Origin of the sequence: Pseudomonas fluorescens, assembly GCF_002837185.1 — a bacterium.
Taxonomy (GTDB): Bacteria; Pseudomonadota; Gammaproteobacteria; order Pseudomonadales; family Pseudomonadaceae; genus Aquipseudomonas; species Aquipseudomonas fluorescens_AM.
In genome coordinates, this window is sequence record NZ_KZ477996.1 from 44,643 (window position 1) to 61,440 (window position 16,798).

Annotated in this window: 12 protein-coding genes; 9 read left to right on the plus strand and 3 right to left on the minus strand. The window is 62.8% G+C overall.

The window, feature by feature from the left end:
• Positions 1–297: 297 nt before the first annotated feature.
• From CIB54_RS13435 to CIB54_RS13445, 3 genes are all read right to left on the minus strand, one after another.
• Positions 298–1,815, minus strand: a complete 1,518-nt coding sequence (locus CIB54_RS13435; protein WP_101220021.1) for an ArnT family glycosyltransferase — start codon at positions 1,813–1,815, stop codon at positions 298–300.
• A 21-nt stretch (positions 1,816–1,836) separates the two neighbouring features.
• Positions 1,837–3,492: a lipid IV(A) 4-amino-4-deoxy-L-arabinosyltransferase gene (gene arnT, locus CIB54_RS13440; protein ID WP_101220022.1), complete on the minus strand. Its 1,656-nt coding sequence runs from the start codon at positions 3,490–3,492 to the stop codon at positions 1,837–1,839.
• 187 nt (positions 3,493–3,679) lie between these two features.
• On the minus strand, positions 3,680–4,357 hold the full coding sequence (locus CIB54_RS13445) for a lipopolysaccharide core heptose(II)-phosphate phosphatase PmrG (RefSeq protein WP_065953206.1): 678 nt from the start codon (positions 4,355–4,357) through the stop codon (positions 3,680–3,682).
• Positions 4,358–4,636: 279 nt separating this feature from the next.
• Here CIB54_RS13445 and CIB54_RS13450 point away from each other — a divergent pair, with 279 nt between their 5' ends.
• The 9 genes from CIB54_RS13450 (at position 4,637) to CIB54_RS13490 (ending at position 16,798) form a co-directional block, all read left to right on the plus strand.
• Positions 4,637–5,305 (plus strand): ABC transporter ATP-binding protein, encoded by a 669-nt coding sequence (locus CIB54_RS13450; RefSeq protein WP_101220023.1) that lies wholly within the window; start codon positions 4,637–4,639, stop codon positions 5,303–5,305.
• Between the two features lies 1 nt (position 5,306).
• Complete coding sequence (locus tag CIB54_RS13455; protein WP_101220024.1) at positions 5,307–7,769, plus strand: ABC transporter permease; 2,463 nt, start codon at positions 5,307–5,309, stop codon at positions 7,767–7,769.
• Positions 7,759–8,823 (plus strand): lipocalin-like domain-containing protein, encoded by a 1,065-nt coding sequence (locus tag CIB54_RS13460; protein ID WP_101220025.1) that lies wholly within the window; start codon positions 7,759–7,761, stop codon positions 8,821–8,823. The genes CIB54_RS13455 and CIB54_RS13460 overlap by 11 nt, the downstream gene beginning before the upstream one ends.
• 143 nt (positions 8,824–8,966) lie before the next feature.
• Positions 8,967–10,403 carry a pre-peptidase C-terminal domain-containing protein gene (locus CIB54_RS13465; protein WP_101220026.1) on the plus strand — a complete coding sequence of 479 codons (1,437 nt, stop codon included), beginning with the start codon at positions 8,967–8,969 and terminating at the stop codon, positions 10,401–10,403.
• A 300-nt stretch (positions 10,404–10,703) separates the two neighbouring features.
• Positions 10,704–11,627, plus strand: a complete 924-nt coding sequence (locus tag CIB54_RS13470; RefSeq protein WP_065952999.1) for a substrate-binding domain-containing protein — start codon at positions 10,704–10,706, stop codon at positions 11,625–11,627.
• A gap of 62 nt (positions 11,628–11,689) precedes the next feature.
• Entirely contained in the window at positions 11,690–13,198 is a 1,509-nt protein-coding gene (locus CIB54_RS13475; RefSeq protein WP_101220027.1) for a sugar ABC transporter ATP-binding protein, read from the plus strand.
• Complete coding sequence (locus CIB54_RS13480; protein WP_101220085.1) at positions 13,164–14,156, plus strand: ABC transporter permease; 993 nt, start codon at positions 13,164–13,166, stop codon at positions 14,154–14,156. Before CIB54_RS13475 ends, CIB54_RS13480 begins: the two co-directional genes overlap by 35 nt.
• A 27-nt stretch (positions 14,157–14,183) precedes the next feature.
• Positions 14,184–15,263: an alcohol dehydrogenase catalytic domain-containing protein gene (locus CIB54_RS13485; RefSeq protein ID WP_065953001.1), complete on the plus strand. Its 1,080-nt coding sequence runs from the start codon at positions 14,184–14,186 to the stop codon at positions 15,261–15,263.
• Positions 15,264–15,265: 2 nt separating this feature from the next.
• A complete protein-coding gene (locus CIB54_RS13490) occupies positions 15,266–16,798 on the plus strand; it encodes an FGGY-family carbohydrate kinase (protein ID WP_101220028.1) in 1,533 nt (510 codons plus the stop codon).

The window sequence follows — 16,798 nt, forward strand, 5'->3', positions numbered from 1 at the left end:
GGAACGCGGACACTGTGGGAGGGGGCTTGCCCCCGATGACGGAGTGTCAGCAGCAGATGCACCGGCTGACCCACCGCCATCGGGGGCAAGCCCCCTCCCACATTACACAGTGCTGCCTTTTCCACCAGCGGTCGCCGACAGCCGTGCCTCTCAACCGCCACCGCCGAATCCAGGCCTTGAAACGCGGACACTGTGGGAGGGGGCTTGCCCCCGATGACGGAGTGTCAGCAGCAGCTGCATCAGCTGACACCGTCATCGGGGGCAAGCCCCTCCCACATTTTTGCAGTGCCGGCATTCTCAATGCCCTTGCGGAATAAACGCCACGCTCCCCCCCGACCGCCGCTGAAACAACCGCTCGCCATTGTCCGGCTGCGTCGTAACCACTTGATGATCAACCCCCAAAAATGCCAACGGCTGGGGATCTTCCCTGGAGTACTGCGCGACGATAATCGTGTGCTGCGGATCGAACCCCTGGCCGCTGGTTTTTTCCAGCCAGGCCATGAACGCGGCGCTGTCGCCCTGGCGCGGGAAGTCTTGGTTTTCGCTGACGTAGTAGAACGGCTTGCCGCCGTTTTGCAGGTACATCGGCAGCTTGTTGTCCACTTCCACCAGCACCAGTTGCCATTGGTTCCACGGTGCGCTTTTCACCGCTTGGGCTTTCACATCGTCGGCAAAGCGGGTGACGCCGCCGTTGCCGGTGGTCCAGGGGTAGATCACGCCCAGCACCAACAGCATCAAGGCTGCGGCAATACCGAAGCTTTTTTGCCAGCGCGGCCAGCGGTCCGGTTGTTGGCGCAGGCGTTCGCTCAGCCACCAGGCGCCGAGCAGTTGGGCAAATGGCACCAGGGGCAGTACGTAGTAGCTGCGTCGGCTGCCGCTGGCGGTGAAGAATACGAACAACAGGCCCAGGCTCCACACCAGCCAGCGCACGTTGGGCGGTGTACGGCGCCAATGACGGATGGCGAGCCACGCGCCGAGCATCCAGCACGGCGCCCACGGCAGGGTGTAGGCCGGTAGGTAGATCAGATAGGTGTAGATCGGGCCCATATGGTCGAAGGGGTCGAAAAAGCGCACCACGTTTTCGCGAAACACCAGTTGCAGGCCGCTCTCGCCGTAGGTGGGAGCGCCGTAGAGGTGGGACAGCAAGAAAGGAATCGCGTAGAAGCCGCCGGCGATCAGCAGCGCCAGCACCAGCCGCGCATTGAGATGGCGTTTGTAGCGCTGCTGGCTGAGCAGATGCGGCAGCAGCACCAACCCTGGCAGCACGAACCCGATCAAGCCCTTGAACAGCGACGTTGCCGCCAGCAACAGGAAGAAGACGCTATAGCGCCCCAGTCGGGTATCGTCCGGCCCGCGCCAATACCACCAGACCGCCGCCAGCACGCCGCACACGGTCAGCACATCGGCGGTGGCCACGCGGGCCCAGAACAGGAAGTAGAACGTGGTGGCGAGCATCCAGCCGGCGATCAGCCCGGTGCCTTTGCGAAACAGTTGCTCGCCGATCAGGTACACCAGCCAGATGCTCAGCCAGGCCGCGATCACCAATGACAGGCGCAGCGACCACGGGCCCAGACCTCCCATGAGGTTGGCCAGGCCGGTGATCAGCCAGTAGGAGGGCAGGGGTTTGTCGTAATAGGGTGCGCCCTTCAGATACGGATCGAAGTAGTCACCGCTTTGCAGCATCTGCAGGGCGATGTTCGCCCAGCGCGTTTCCGGCCCCCACAGGTCGCGACTGCCCAGGCCCAGCAGCAGGAGCAAGGCCGAGACACCGAGCAATAAAGCGAGGGCGCCGCGTTCGGTTTTGCACACGCGCATGGGGTGTTCCTGTGAGGGTGATCAAGGTTGTTGGGGATAAATCGTCAGTACCAGGTTGCCCTTGCGGTAGCGCTTGCCACCGGGCGGCAGTTGGCCCTCCTCAAGGTGTTCGCTGGTGCTTTTGACGCGCATCAGCACGCCGACCGAACCCTGGGTTCGTGCTTCGCTCAACCAGGACTGAACGTTGTCCAGGGTGACCTTGCGCGGTTGCGTATCCGGATAATCCAGGCCGTAGCGCAGCTCTCCCGCCGTGTTGTAGAACGCCACCTGCGGCCGGCGCAGGCGCCAGGCCAGGGCGGACGCCGAGCCCAGTTCGTTGCTCAGCAAAGCATGGGTGTGTTGCAGTTCATCCAGATGTTCAAGCACGAACTGGTCGGGCATTTCGTTATCGGCAATGATCTGCGGCATGCTCGCCGGCAGCAGCGCCACCAGCAGGCCGATACCCAGGGCCGGCGTTGCCCATAACGTCAGAGGCCGCATCGCTTGCAGCAGGTTGGCCAGGATCCAGCCGAGCAGCACGATAAAGGCCAGGGACAGGCTGAACATCTCGGCGTGGCTGTTGCTGTAGATCGGGCTGGCGATCTGCAGGTAAATCAGCGTCACCATGGCCGTCATGCCGAGGATGAAATTGAGCGCACCGTTGATGAAGATCGCACGGGTTTTGTGCTGGTTGAGCAGGTCGATCAAGGCATGGCCCATCAGCAACGCCAGGGGTAACAGGCACGGCATGATGTAGGTCGGCAGCTTGCCGCTGCTCAGGCTGAAAAAGCCCAGGGGCAGCAACAGCCACAGGGCCAGAAAGACAATGGCCGGCTCGCGTCTGTCTTTCCAGGCCCTGATCAGGGTGGCGGGCAACAGGGCAGACCAGGGCAGGCACGCCACCACCATGATCGGCAGGAAAAACCACCATGGCCGCGCATGCTGTGCAGTGTCCGAGGCGAAGCGGCGGATGTGTTCATGCCAGAAGAAGAAACGCCAGTAATCCGGCTCGCGCCCATGGATCGCCAGCGCCCACGGCAGGCAGACCAGCACCGCGACCAGGATCGCCAACGGGCCGTAGCGCAGCAACTCGCCGACGCGGCGCTGCCAGATCATGTAAGGCATGGCGATCAGCACCGGCAGCAGCCACGCCAGAAAGCCCTTGGTCATGAAGCCCACGCCGCAGGCCAGCCCCAGTAGGGCCCAGGCCCCCAGACGCGCGCGTGGCGTGGCGCTGCCGAGCGCAAACCAGAGGGCGACCAGGCTCAGGTTGACCCAGAACGTGAATTGCGGATCGAGGTTGGAATACCCGGCTTGCCCGGCCACCAGGCCGAAGCTCATGTAGAGCAATGCGCAGGCGCAGCTTTTACGCGGGTCGCTCCACAGACGGCGGGCAATCAGATAGGCCAGCAGCACGCTCAACGCCGAGGTCAGGACGGAGGCGATACGCACGCCGAACAGGTTTTCGCCAAACACTGCCTGGCCCAGGGCAATCAGCCAATAACCCGCGGCCGGTTTCTCGAAATAACGCACCCCCATGAAGTGCGGCGCTACCCAGTTGCCGCTCATCAGCATTTCCTGGCTGACCTGGGCGTAGCGGGTTTCATCCGGGGTCCACAGACCGTGCAGGCCCAATGGCAGCACCAGGAAAATGACCAGGCCAAGTACCAGCACTGGCAAGGGCTTCAATCGGCTCATGAAAAATTCGCTCCTTGACGTTCAGCCGCAGGCGCGAAGTTTGAATAATTAAAGGCGTCGAGCATTAAGAGAGTCACTGCTTCATCAGAAAGTTAGGGCGTCCTGAACTAACAGGCGCGCTTAAAATGGCAGACGCGGGCTGTCGTTTTGCTGAACGCGCTACGCGGCAATATGTAAAAGAGTGTATTTAAAGTTGCTTCAGTGCGGCTGCCCATTCCTGACGTTTCATAGTGCCCAAGGCTTTGAGTTTGCCGTCGGGCAATACCTGTACGAACAGGGCGCTGCCGTACTCGGCCGCCTGCGCGTGGGGGTAGCCGAGTGCCTCCTGGAAGTCACTCATGCAGGCGCTATGGGTGATCAGCATCAGGTTGCGATCCGCCTGTTTATGGCTGAGGATTTCTTCGCCCATGGCATCACCGCAGATGGCGAGGGGACCGGGGGAAAGTTCAGTCTTGCCGAACATGAACAGCGACGTCTGCGCGGTGCGCGTGGTGGGGCTGCTGAGCACGTCGGTGCGCTCCATGCCCAGGCTTTCAAAGGCGCTGCCCAGGTCGGCCGCGCGTTGTGTGCCATTGACCGTCAGGCCGTCAGCCGGCCCGTAGCAGGGGTTGCCAGAGCGATCACAACGCTCTTCATGCCGTACCAGCACGATCAGGTCGCCGTTGCGCCAACTGGCCAGTACCCCGGAAGTGACCAGGCGGTTGCCGATGCCCAGGTCCTGCGGTGACCTTGGCCAGAATATAAAAACGTTCAACAGCAGGGCGATTACGATGATGCCCGCCACCGGCACGCGGAATTTTCTCAGGCGCTTCAACCTGGCCCTACGGGGTTTGGTCAGGGTAATGTCTGCCACGTTGTTCACCATGGGCACAAGTGATTATTTGTTGTTAAAAGACCGGCGCAACTCATACGGCAGATGTTCCTGGTGGAGCAAAAGCCTGTCACAAGGCTGCTGTCTTTGAGCTGAACATGTGGATATTAAGAAACACCGTTTGGGGCAACTTAAAAGTTGTCGGTTAATGCTGCCTGGGTGGGGAATTTAAAGTGTTCCGGGTGGGCACGCGGTGAAATCAATGTGAAAAAATTGCGTGGGAACGTCCGGCAGCCGTTATTCTCGTTTGCAGTCCTTAACCCGAGCGTTCGTATGTTGCAGGTAGAAGGTGTTGTAAAAAACTACGCCACCCCCCAAGGCCCGCTGACCGTTCTGGCGGGTGTCGACCTGCACCTGGCGGCGCGCAGCAGCCTGGCATTGATGGGCGAGTCGGGCAGCGGCAAAAGCACGTTACTGCACCTGGTGGCGGGGCTCGACCGCATGGATGGCGGCAGTATTCTGATCGGTGACCAGCGCCTGGATCGCCTCAACGAAGGGCAACTGGCCCAGTGGCGGCGCACCGAAATCGGCCTGGTGTTCCAGCAGTTCAACCTGATTGGCAGTTTGCGTGTGGAGGACAACCTGGCGTTCCAGGCGCGCCTGGCCGGGCGGTTCGATGCGCAGTGGCAGGCGCAGTTGGTGGAGCGCCTGGGCCTGGGCGATTTGCTCAAGCGTTACCCGGAGCAGCTCTCCGGCGGCCAGCAACAGCGGGTGGCGGTGGGGCGTGCACTGGCGTCCCGCCCCGGCTTGCTGTTGGCCGATGAGCCCACCGGTAATCTTGACGAAACCACCAGCGATGAGGTGCTGCAACTGCTGCTCGACCTGTTGCGCGACAGTCCCACCAGCCTGTTGATGGTCACGCACAGCCCGCGCCTGGCCGCACGCCTGGATCAGCAGGTCGTGCTGCACCACGGCCGCGTCGTGCCGATGGAGCCGCGCTGAGATGGCGGTGTTCTATTGGGCGCTGCGTGCGCTGTTGAGCCATTGGCGGCGCCACCCGGTGCAGTTTTTCAGTGTGCTGACCGGCCTGTGGCTGGCCACCGCGTTATTGACCGGGGTGCAGGCCCTCAACAGCCAGGCGCGGGATGGCTACGCGCGTGCCAGCCAATTGATCGGCGGCGAACCGCAAGCCAGCCTGAGTGCGCCCGACGGTGCCGGATTCGCGCAAGCCGTGTTCGCCGAACTGCGCCGTGCCGGGTGGCCGGTGTCACCGGTGGTGCAGGGGCGGGTGGTGCTCAAGGGGCATGAAGAGCAGCGTCTGCAATTGATGGGCATCGAGCCGGTGTCGTTGCCCGGCAGCGGCAGCGTGGCGGGGCAACGCTTGAGCCAGGCGCAGGTACTGGCGTTTTTCGACGCGCCGGGGCGCACCTGGATAGCCGCGCAAACCTTGCAGGCGCTCGGCCTGCATGAAGGCGAGCAACCGCTGACGGCCAATGGGCAACCCTTGCCGCCGCTGCAGGTGCAGCCTGACATGGCCCCCGGCATGCTGCTCACCGATATCGGTTTCGCCCAACCGCTGCTCGACATGCAGGGCCGGCTGTCGCGCCTGCTGCTGGACAACACCTTCGCCGCCCGTCATCCGACGCCGCCTGCCGGGCTGCAACTCAAGCAGGGTGACGACAACACCCTTTCGCGCCTGACCGAAAGCTTCCACCTGAACCTCGACGCCCTGGGCTTTCTGTCCTTTGTGGTGGGGCTGTTTATCGTGCATGCGGCCATCGGCCTGGCCCTGGAGCAGCGCCGGGGCCTGCTGCGCACCTTGCGTGCCTGCGGGGTCAGCGCACGCCTGCTGATCCTGAGCCTGGGCGTAGAGCTGGGATTCCTCGCGCTGCTGGGCGGCGTGCTCGGCGTTGCCAGCGGTTACCTGCTCGCCAGCCTGTTGCTGCCGGATGTGGCGGCCAGCCTGCGCGGCCTCTACGGTGCTGAAGTCGCAGGCCAACTGAGCTTGAGCCCCTGGTGGTGGTTGGCGGGCCTGGGCTTGAGCTTGCTGGGTGCGTTGCTCGCCGGGGCCAGCAGCCTGTGGCGCGCGGCACGCCTGCCGTTGCTGGCGCTGGCCAACGCCCAGGCCTGGCACGAAGCCCACGGGCGTTGGCTGCGACGCCAGGGCTGGGTGGCGGGTGTGGCGCTGGTCGTTGCGCTGCTGGCACTGGTCTGGGGCAACAGCCTGGCCGCCGGGTTCGTACTGATGGCGAGCTTGCTGCTGGGCGCCGCACTCGGCTTGCCGGTGCTGCTCAATGGGATGTTGAAGGGCGTGCTGGGACGCAGCCGTTCGGTGCTGGGCCAATGGTTCCTTGCCGACTGCCGCCAGCAATTGCCGGCCTTGAGCCTGGCCCTGATGGCGCTGCTGTTGGCGCTGGCGGCGAATATCGGCGCGGGCTCCATGACCTCGGGGTTTCGCAGCACCTTCAATAACTGGCTGGAGCAGCGCCTCACCGCCGAGCTGTACCTCAATCCGCAAAATCCGGCCCAGGCACAGCACTTGCAGGCCTGGCTGGCGCAACAACCACGGGTGCGGGCGGTGCTGCCCGGCTGGCAAGTTGCGGTGCAATTGCAGGGCTGGCCGGCGGAGGTGTTCGGCGTGGTTGACGACCCCACCTATCGCCAGCACTGGCCGTTGCTGGAAGCGGCGAGCACGCCCTGGGACCGCCTGCTGCAGGACGATAGCGTGATGCTCAGCGAGCAATTGGCGCGACGCTTGAACGTGCGCCTGGGTGACACCGTTCAAGTCCCCACGCCCCAGGGCCCATGGGCACCGACAATCGTCGGTATCTATGCCGATTACGGCAACCCCAAGGGCCATCTGCTGGTCAACGCCAAGCACTTGCTGGCGCATTGGCCAACGTTGTCACCGGTGCGTTTCAACCTGCGTGTGGCAACCCAGGATGTGCCGCCGCTGGTGCGTGACGTGCAGCGTGAGTTCGACCTGGAAGACAGCCGCATCATCGATCAACAGCAACTCAAGGGCTGGTCCAGCCAGGTCTTCGAACGCACCTTCGCCGCTACCGCCGCGTTGAACAGCCTGACCCTTGGCGTAGCGGGTGTGGCGCTGTTCATCAGCCTGCTGACCCAGAGCCAGAGTCGCCTCGGCCAACTGGCGCCGTTGTGGGCACTGGGGGTCACGCGCCGCCAACTGATGCTGCTCAACCTGGGCCAGACCTGGCTGCTGGCGGTGCTCACCCTGGTGCTGGCGTTGCCCCTGGGGCTGCTGCTGGCGTGGTGCCTGGATGCGGTGATCAACGTGCAAGCCTTTGGCTGGCGCCTGCCGTTGCACGTGTTCCCCTGGCAGCTGGCGCAACTGATGGGGCTGGCGATGCTTGCCACGCTGCTGGCGTCGGCCTGGCCATTGTGGCAGCTGTACCGCAGCCGCCCGGCGGATTTGTTGAGGACGTTTGCCCATGAAGATTAAGGCGTTGGCGTGGGTAGTTCTGCTGCTGCTGAGCGCATGCGATAAAGCCCCCGCACCCCAGGAAAGTTTCGCCGGCCTTGGCAGCGATGCCGCCGACTTCGTCCAGGTGGTGCCCGGCAAAGTGTTCACCTTCCCCGAGGATCACGGCCCGCATCCAGGCTTTCGCATTGAATGGTGGTACGTCACCGCCAACCTCAAGGACGCTCAGGGCAATGTCTTCGGCGTGCAGTGGACCTTGTTTCGCAATGCCGTGAAAGCCGGACCGCCACAACCGGGCTGGCGCGATTCCACGATTTGGCTCGGCCATGCCGCCGTCACCTCCGCCACCCGCCATTACGCCGCCGAGCGCTTCGCCCGGGGCGGCGTCGGCCAGGCCGGGGCGCAGGCGCTGCCGTTCAATGCCTGGATCGATGACTGGAACTTCGCCACCCGCACTGGCGCCGCCCACACTCTGGCCGACATGCAACTCAAGGCCAGTGGCGCGCAATTCGCCTATGATCTGCAACTGACCTCCAGTCGCCCACTGGTGCTGCAGGGCGACAACGGCTACAGCCGCAAATCCGACCAGGGCCAGGCGTCCTACTACTACAGCCAGCCGTTCTTCAGCGCCAACGGCAGCGTCACTGTCGACGGTCAGACCTACCAGGTCAGCGGCAACGCCTGGCTCGACCGTGAATGGAGCAGCCAGCCCCTGGCCGCCAACCAGACCGGTTGGGACTGGTTCTCCCTGCACCTGGACCGAGGCGAACAACTGATGCTGTTTCGCGTGCGGCAAAAGGACGGCGGCGGCTATCTCACCGGCACCTGGATCGACGCCCAGGGACGCACCGAGACCCTGCACAACGCGGATATCCAACTGGCGCCGCTGACCACCACCGAGATTGACGGACGCAGCATTCCCACGCGCTGGTCGCTGAAGATCCCCGGCAAACACCTGGACATCACCCCCGAGGCCGTCAATTCGAAGGCGTGGATGAACCTGGGGATTCCCTATTGGGAAGGGCCGGTGAAGTTCGACGGTGGGGTGGGGTATCTGGAGATGACCGGGTATTAGGTGATTTGAAGCCCCCGTGGAGGTCGACAAAATCTCAAAAAAATCACTGTACATAAAAACAGTATTATCCTACAGTCCATCCCAGGTGACCGGATGTCGCCGATCACCTGAACTTCTATTTTTTAACTATGGATGGATAAAAAATGAAATCGAAAAAAGCCCTTATGCTAGGCGCGGCCATCATGGCCTCCTGCTTCGTCTCGGCCTGCGCCCTGGCTCAGCAAGCGCCTCAGAAACTCAGTGCCGACGCGGTCAAGCAGGCCGTGAACAAGGCGCTCAAGTCCGGCGGCAAGCTGGACGCGTCGAAGGTGTCGGCCGAGCTCAAGCAAAAACTCTCGGCGGCCAAGTCCGGCCAGTCCAAGGCGGTGACCAAGGCCCTCAAGTCCGCGCCGTTCGACAGCGTGGTCGGTGAGCTGAAGAAACCGGCGCAAAGCGCACTGAAAAGCGCGGCGGTTGCAGCGTTTGAACCACTGTTCCCCACCCTGGATATCAACACGCTCTACACCGTCGATGAGGTGCAGGCCGGTAACGAGTTTGCCTACCACTTCAACCTGCCTCAAAACGCGCGAGTGCAGGTGCAACTGGTCAACCAGAGTGCAGGCGCGGACATGTCGCTGACTCTGTTCCAGGATGATGGCCAGGGCAACCTGAGTGTGGTGGGTACGTCGGATGCCGCAGGCAATGCCGATGAATACCTCAACGGTGTGCTGCCGGCCGGTGACTACTACTGGTACATGGTGGCCAAGGCCGCCGATAACGCGCAGTTCAGTTTCGGCGTGGCGGTGGACAGCAACATCGACGCGTTCGAGCCCAACGACAGCGCGCAAACCGCGTTCGTGTTGCCCGACTCGATGAACAAGGTCAGCGGTAATCTCGACAATGCCGGCGATGTCGATTACTTCGACTTCCAGGCGGTACGTGGCCAAAGTGTGAGCATGTACCTGGCGGGCGACGAGAACGGCAGCCGTAACCAGTGGATCTTCGACCGCTTCGATGGCACCAACTGGGTCACCGTGCCGGCCGGTTCCACCTCGACCTATCCGAGCGTAACGCCGGGTACCACCGTGAAGGTGCGCGTGCGCGCCAACCCGGCGGTGGCGCAGGACCCGAGCAAGTATTACCAACTGAGCCTGGGCTCCACGCCGCGCCTGAACGCCAACAGTGTGAAAGGTGACAACATCGTGCGGGTGACCGAAGTGTGGTTGGCCACGCAAACCGCGCGGCTGTTGAATTGGTCGACCCAATGGTCGGACTCCACTGGCGCGCCGCTGCTGGGCGTCACCCCGGTGTTGCGCGTGGATAACCACTTCGTCGACTTGAACTACCGCTGGGTCGACTACAAGGCGACCACCAACAGCGCGGGTGTCTCCGAGGCCACGGCCAATATCGGTACCTGCTTCGGTGACTACACCACAGTGATCAACGACAGCAGCACCGGTGTGCCGTACAAGTGGAGAACCACCTACAACGAGGGCGGCTGGCGCATCGAGCTGGCCGAATTCCCCGGTGTGGGCGTCGGCGGTGACAACGTGCAATACGTCAGCCTGGGGCATATCTGCACCCAGGACATCATCCACTGACACAGTGATGTGAAACAGAAGGGGCAGCCTCCAAGGGGCTGCCCCTTTTTTGCTCCGTGTGCCGCAAATTTTTGCAGGCTGCAACCAATCGAATGTGGGAGGGGGCTTGCTCCCGATAACGGTAGATCAGTCAATGAATTTACTGACTGACCCGCCGCCATCGGGGGCAAGCCCCCTCACACATTTGGATCGAGTCTGACCAATGACCCCTTGCGCACCTCGCATTTCCTTGTTAGCTTCTGCCAAAATGTTAACGATAACATTTGCTCTAAAAATAAAAACAAAACAGAGACCCACGCCATGAAAATGCTCCCGAAAACCCTGTGTTTATTGGCTGCCAGTATCACTCTGGGCAGCGTTTCCCCTGTGTTTGCCGAAGCCGCCAAGCCGATCCGCATCGGCGCCTCGTTCCAGGAAATCAACAACCCCTATTTCGTCACCATGAAAAACGCCCTGGAAGAAGCCGGCGCGAGCATCGGGGCGACACTGATCATCACCGACGCCCGCCATGATGTGTCCAAGCAGGTCAGTGATGTCGAAGACATGCTGCAAAAAGGCATCGATATCCTGCTGATCAACCCGACCGACTCGGTCGGTGTGCAATCGGCGGTCAAGTCCGCCCATGCTGCCGGTGTGGTCGTAGTGGCGGTGGACGCCCAGGCGGAGGGCCCGCTGGATTCTTTCGTCGGCTCGAAAAACTTCGATGCCGGTTTCCAGGCCTGTGAGTACCTGGCCAAACACATCGGCGACAAAGGCAATATCGCCATCCTCGACGGCATTGCCGTGGTGCCGATCCTGGAGCGTGTGCGCGGTTGCAAGGAGGCGGTGGCCAAGCACCCGGACATCAAGATTGTCAGCATCCAGAACGGCAAGCAGGAACGTGACCAGGCGCTGACCGTCACCGAAAACATGTTGCAGGCCCAGCCCACCCTCAAGGGCATTTTCAGCGTGAACGACAACGGCTCCCTCGGCGCGCTGTCGGCCATCGAAGCCAGCGGCATGGACGTGAAGCTGGTCAGCGTCGACGGTGCGCCGGAAGCGATCAAGGCGATCCAGAAACCCGGCAGCAAGTTCATCGCCACCTCGGCCCAATACCCCCGTGACCAGATCCGCCTGGCCCTGGGCATAGCCCTGGCCAAAAAGTGGGGCTCGCAAGTGCCCGCCACGGTTCCGGTGGACATCACCCTGATCGACCAGGCCAAGGCCGGGGACTTCAGCTGGTAAACCCCGGCGCCCCACGTCCGCCGTGGGGCCCTGGTCTTCCTCCCGAGTGCGAGGCCTTCGGTATGAGCAGTCTTCTGAAGCTGGAAAATATCTGTAAGTGTTACCCGGGGGTGCAGGCCCTCAAGTCCATCAACCTGCAAGTGGAGCGCGGCGAAATACACGCGTTGCTCGGGGAGAATGGCGCGGGCAAATCCACCCTGATGAAGATCCTTGGCGGCGTCGAGCATCAGGATGAGGGGCAGATCCTGATCGACGGCCAGCCCCGGCAATTTGCGACTTACCGTGATGCGATCGCGGCCGGTATCGGCATCGTGTTCCAGGAATTCAGCCTGATTCCCTACCTCACGGCGGTGGACAATATCTTCCTCGGCCATGAGCTGAGCAACCGCTTCGGCCTGTTGCGCAAACGTCAAATGTTCGAGGCCTGCGAGGCCTTGTTCAAGCGTCTGGGCGTGTCGATCAACCTGGAATGCGCAGTCAGGCATCTGAGCGTGGCGGAGCAGCAGTTTGTCGAGATCGCCAAGGCCCTGGCCCTGGATGCGCGTTTGCTGGTGCTCGATGAACCCACCGCAACCCTTACGCCCAGCGAAGCCGAGCTGCTGTTCGAGATCATGCGCGAACTCAAGCGTCAGGGCGTGGCAGTGATTTTTATCTCGCACCATCTGGAGGAGATTTTCCAGGTGTGCGACCGCATCAGTGTGTTGCGCGATGGCGGCAATGCAGGCGTCACTGCTGTGGCCGACAGCGATATCGACCGTCTGGTCGAGATGATGGTCGGCCGCCGCCTGGAATGCAGTTTCCCGCCCAAGCCCACCACAGCACGCGGGCCTTTGCTGCTGGAGGTCAAGGACATCCAGCTGGTGCGCAACGGCCCGCATAACCGCTTCGACTTGCACAAGGGTGAAATCCTCGGCTTTGCCGGCCTGGTCGGTTCCGGTCGCACCGAACTGGCCCTGGGCATGCTGGGCGCGCTGCCCTCGGTGAGCAAAGACGTGTGGCTGCGCGGCGAAAAGGTCAGCCTCGACGACCCGGCCCAGGCCTTGGCGCACGGCATCGGCCTGTTGCCGGAGAGCCGCAAGAGCGAAGGGCTGATCACCGATTTCAGCATTCGCGAAAATATCTCGTTGAACAACCTGCCCAAATACCAGAACGCCACGGGCCTGATCGACAAGGCCAGAGAGTGCGCCAGCGTCGAAGCGCTGATGCGCCAGCTGTCGATCAAGGCGCCCAGCGCGGAAAGCCGGGTGTTCAACCTCAGCGGCGGCAACCAGCAAAAGGTCGTGATTGCCCGCTGGATCAACCACCACTGCGACGTGCTGGTGTTCGACGAACCCACCCGTGGCATCGATGTGGGCGCCAAGGCGCAGATCTACGCGCTGATGCGCAGTCTCACTGAGCAGGGCTACGCGATCATCATGATTTCCTCCGAACTGCCGGAAGTCATCGGCATGTGCGACCGCGTCGCGGTGTTCCACAAAGGCGCGATCGTCAAGGTACTGGAAGCGTCCGCCGTCAATCCTCAAGAGGTCATGCGCCATGCAACAGGGGGTTCAAGTGAATACGTCCATTAACACCGCAGGTACCGGCCGGTTACGCCTGAACCTGGCGCGGTTGCTGCGCTCGCCGGCGTTTTATCCCTTTGTCGGACTGGTGGTGGTGACCCTGGTGATGATCCTCGCCAGCGACACCTTCCTCACCGCCAGCAACCTGTCGAACATTGCGCGCCAGGTGTCGATCAACGCGATTATCGCGGTGGGCATGACGTGCGTGATTCTGACCGGCGGCATCGATCTGTCGGTGGGCCCGGTGATGGCACTGTCCGGCACGCTCACGGCCGGCTTGATGGTCGCGGGGCTGCCGCCAGGCCTGGCCATCGGCGCCGGGATGCTGGTGGGTGTGGCGTTCGGCATCGGCAACGGCCTGTTCGTGGCCTACCTGCATATGCCGCCGATCATCGTGACCCTGGCGACCATGGGCATCGCCCGGGGGTTGGGGCTGATGTACACCGACGGCTATCCGATTTCCGGGCTGCCGGAGTGGTTTGCGGTGTTCGGCCGCGCCAGCGTATTGGGCATCCAGGTGCCGATTCTGATCATGCTGCTCACTTACCTGGCGGCCTACGTGCTGCTGCAACACACGCGCATCGGCCGCTACATCTACGCCATCGGCGGCAATGAAGAAGCGGTGCGTTTGTCCGGTGTGCGCGCCGCGCGCTTCAAGTTGCTGGTGTACGGCATCAGCGGCTTCACCGCAGCGATTGCCGGGCTGGTGCTGACCTCACGCTTGATGAGCGGCCAGCCGAATGCCGGTGTGTCGTTCGAACTGGATGCGATTGCCGCCGTGGTACTGGGCGGTGCGTCGATTGCCGGCGGGCGCGGCGTGATCGTCGGCACCTTGCTCGGTGCCATGTTGCTCGGCGTCTTGAACAACGGCTTGAACATGCTCGGCGTATCGCCTTACGTGCAGAGCGTGATCAAGGGCGCAATCATTTTGCTGGCGATCTTTATCAGCCGTCAGCGCCATCGCTGAACCCCTATCCACACAGGAACGAACACCATGGACAAGCACACTGATATGCAAGCCGTCGTCTGCCACGGCCCCAAAGACTACCGCCTGGAACGCATCGGCAAACCCCAGGCGCGGCCCAATGAATTGGTGATCCGCATTGCCGCCTGCGGCATCTGCGCCAGCGACTGCAAGTGCCATTCCGGCGCGGCGATGTTCTGGGGCGGCGACAATCCCTGGGTCAAGGCGCCTGTCGTGCCGGGCCACGAGTTTTTCGGCTATGTGGTGGAGGCGGGCGAGGGCGCCGAGGAGCACTTCGACGTGGCGGTGGGCGACAAGGTGATCGCCGAGCAGATCGTGCCGTGCGGCAAGTGCCGATTCTGCAAGTCCGGCAAATACTGGATGTGCGAAGTGCACAACATCTTCGGTTTTCAGCGTGAGGTCGCCGAGGGTGGTATGGCCCAGTACATGCGCATTCCCAAGACCGCCATCGTGCACAGGATTCCCGAGTCGGTGTCCCTGGAAGACTCGGCGCTGGTGGAGCCCATGGCCTGTTCGATCCATACGGTCAACCGTGGCGATATCCAGCTTGACGATGTGGTGGTGATTGCCGGCGCCGGTACCCTGGGCCTGTGCATGGTGCAGGTGGCGGCGCTGAAGACGCCGAAGAAACTGGTGGTGATCGACATGGTCGACGAGCGTCTGGAGCTGGCGAAAAAGTTCGGCGCCGACGTGGTGATCAACCCGTCGCGCGACAACGCTCGCGCACTCATCAACGGCCTTACCGACCATTACGGCTGCGACGTGTACATCGAGACCACCGGCGTACCGGCCGGCGTCACCCAGGGCCTGGACCTGATCCGCAAGCTCGGGCGTTTTGTCGAATTCAGCGTGTTCGGCGCCGAGACCAGCGTGGACTGGTCGATCATCGGCGACCGCAAGGAGCTGGACGTGCGCGGCGCCCACCTCGGCCCCTATTGCTACCCGATTGCCATCGACCTGTTCGAGCGCGGCCTGGTCACGTCAAAAGGCATCGTCACCCATGACTTCCCCCTGGATGACTACGCCGAGGCCTTCGAACTGGCCAACTCGACCAAGTCGATCAAGGTGCTGTTGAAGCCGGTGCTCTGACGATGAACTACGTGATGGGTGTAGACATAGGGACCCAGAGCACCAAGGCGCTGCTGGTGGATGCCCACGGCACGATCATCGCCCAGCACAGCCAGGGCTATCGCGTGGATACGCCGAAAGTGCGCTGGGCCGAGCAATGGCCGCAGGTGTGGCTTGATGCGGTCGAGGCCTGTGTGGCGCAGTGCATGGCCAAGTCCGGCGTCGCGGCGCAACAGGTCAAGGCGTTGTGCATCAGCAGCCTGTATGGCGGCTCGGGGATCGCGGTGGATGCGCAGATCACACCGTTGCACCCGTGCCTTATCTGGATGGATCGGCGCGCCGGTGAACAGGTGCAGTGGGTACGTGAGCATGTGGACCTGGACCGGCTGTTCGCCGTCACCGGCAACTCGCTGGACAGCTACTACGGCTTCACCAAGATGCTCTGGCTCAAGCAGCATCGGCCCCAGGTGTGGGCCGACACGCGCTACCTGCTGCCGCCCAACAGCTATATCAACTGGTGCCTGACGGGCGAGCTGGCGGTGGACCACAGCAGCGCCGGCAATATCGGCGGTGTCTACGATGTGGCTGCGCGCGGCTGGTCGGGCGAGATGCTCGATGCACTGGGCATCCCGCCGGCGATGATGCCGCAGCGGTTGCTGTATTCCGGTGAGGTGGTGGGCGGTTTGCTCCAGGGCTGGGCCGCCCGCCTGGGCTTGCCGGCGGGCACGCCGGTGCTCGCCGGTGGCGTGGATGCGGCCATGGCGACCCTGGCTGCGGGCGTCACCCAACCGGGCAACCATGTGGCGATGATCGGTACCAGCATGTGTTGGGGCTACCTCAACCAGCGGGTGGACGCGCGGCACGGGTTGGTCAGCATGCCTCACGTCTATAACGGTCATCGCGACCTGTACATCTTTGGTGGCGCGATCACCGCCGGGGCGTCGGTCAGCTGGTTCCGCGAGCAGTTCTGCCAGGCCGAGGAGCAACAGGCCCAGGCCAGCGGCCAGGACAGCCTGGTGTTGCTGGAGCGCAGCGCGATGAATATCCCGGCGGGCAGCGAAGGCCTGTTGTTCCTGCCATACCTGATGGGCGAGCGCAGCCCGGTGTGGGACGACCGCGCCAGCGGCAGTTTTGTCGGGCTGAACCTGTATCACAGTCGCATCCATCTGTACCGCGCCGTGCTCGAAGGGGTGAGTTTTGCCCTGCGCCACAATATCGAAGCCGGCACCCGGGGCGCGCATTCCCTTGACCCGCGTTTGATCGTGGTAGGCGGTGCGAGCCATTCGGATGTGTGGATGCAGATCATCGCGGATGTGACGCGCTACCCGGTGTACACGATCGTCCAGGAAGTCGAAGCGGCGCTGGGGGCGGCGTTGCTGGCGGCGCACACGGTAGGGTTGGTCAGTGATGAGGCGATGGACAAGGGCTGGGTGCAGTTGGCGTTGCGGGCGCAGCCCAAGCGGGAGAATGTCGCGGTCTACGATCACGCGTTTGCCGAGTACCTGAAGCTGTATCCCGCGCTGAAGCCGATCATGCACACCCTGCAGGCCAACTGA

What these genes read in the sequence shown, in the direction of transcription:
- CIB54_RS13435 (WP_101220021.1), bottom strand. Translation starts at nt 1,815, where the DNA reads ATGCGCGTGTGCAAAACCGAACGCGGCGCCCTCGCTTTATTGCTCGGT.
- arnT (WP_101220022.1), bottom strand. Translation starts at nt 3,492, where the DNA reads ATGAGCCGATTGAAGCCCTTGCCAGTGCTGGTACTTGGCCTGGTCATT.
- CIB54_RS13445 (WP_065953206.1), bottom strand. Translation starts at nt 4,357, where the DNA reads ATGGTGAACAACGTGGCAGACATTACCCTGACCAAACCCCGTAGGGCC.
- CIB54_RS13450 (WP_101220023.1), top strand. Translation starts at nt 4,637, where the DNA reads ATGTTGCAGGTAGAAGGTGTTGTAAAAAACTACGCCACCCCCCAAGGC.
- CIB54_RS13455 (WP_101220024.1), top strand. Translation starts at nt 5,307, where the DNA reads ATGGCGGTGTTCTATTGGGCGCTGCGTGCGCTGTTGAGCCATTGGCGG.
- CIB54_RS13460 (WP_101220025.1), top strand. Translation starts at nt 7,759, where the DNA reads ATGAAGATTAAGGCGTTGGCGTGGGTAGTTCTGCTGCTGCTGAGCGCA.
- CIB54_RS13465 (WP_101220026.1), top strand. Translation starts at nt 8,967, where the DNA reads ATGAAATCGAAAAAAGCCCTTATGCTAGGCGCGGCCATCATGGCCTCC.
- CIB54_RS13470 (WP_065952999.1), top strand. Translation starts at nt 10,704, where the DNA reads ATGAAAATGCTCCCGAAAACCCTGTGTTTATTGGCTGCCAGTATCACT.
- CIB54_RS13475 (WP_101220027.1), top strand. Translation starts at nt 11,690, where the DNA reads ATGAGCAGTCTTCTGAAGCTGGAAAATATCTGTAAGTGTTACCCGGGG.
- CIB54_RS13480 (WP_101220085.1), top strand. Translation starts at nt 13,164, where the DNA reads ATGCAACAGGGGGTTCAAGTGAATACGTCCATTAACACCGCAGGTACC.
- CIB54_RS13485 (WP_065953001.1), top strand. Translation starts at nt 14,184, where the DNA reads ATGGACAAGCACACTGATATGCAAGCCGTCGTCTGCCACGGCCCCAAA.
- CIB54_RS13490 (WP_101220028.1), top strand. Translation starts at nt 15,266, where the DNA reads ATGAACTACGTGATGGGTGTAGACATAGGGACCCAGAGCACCAAGGCG.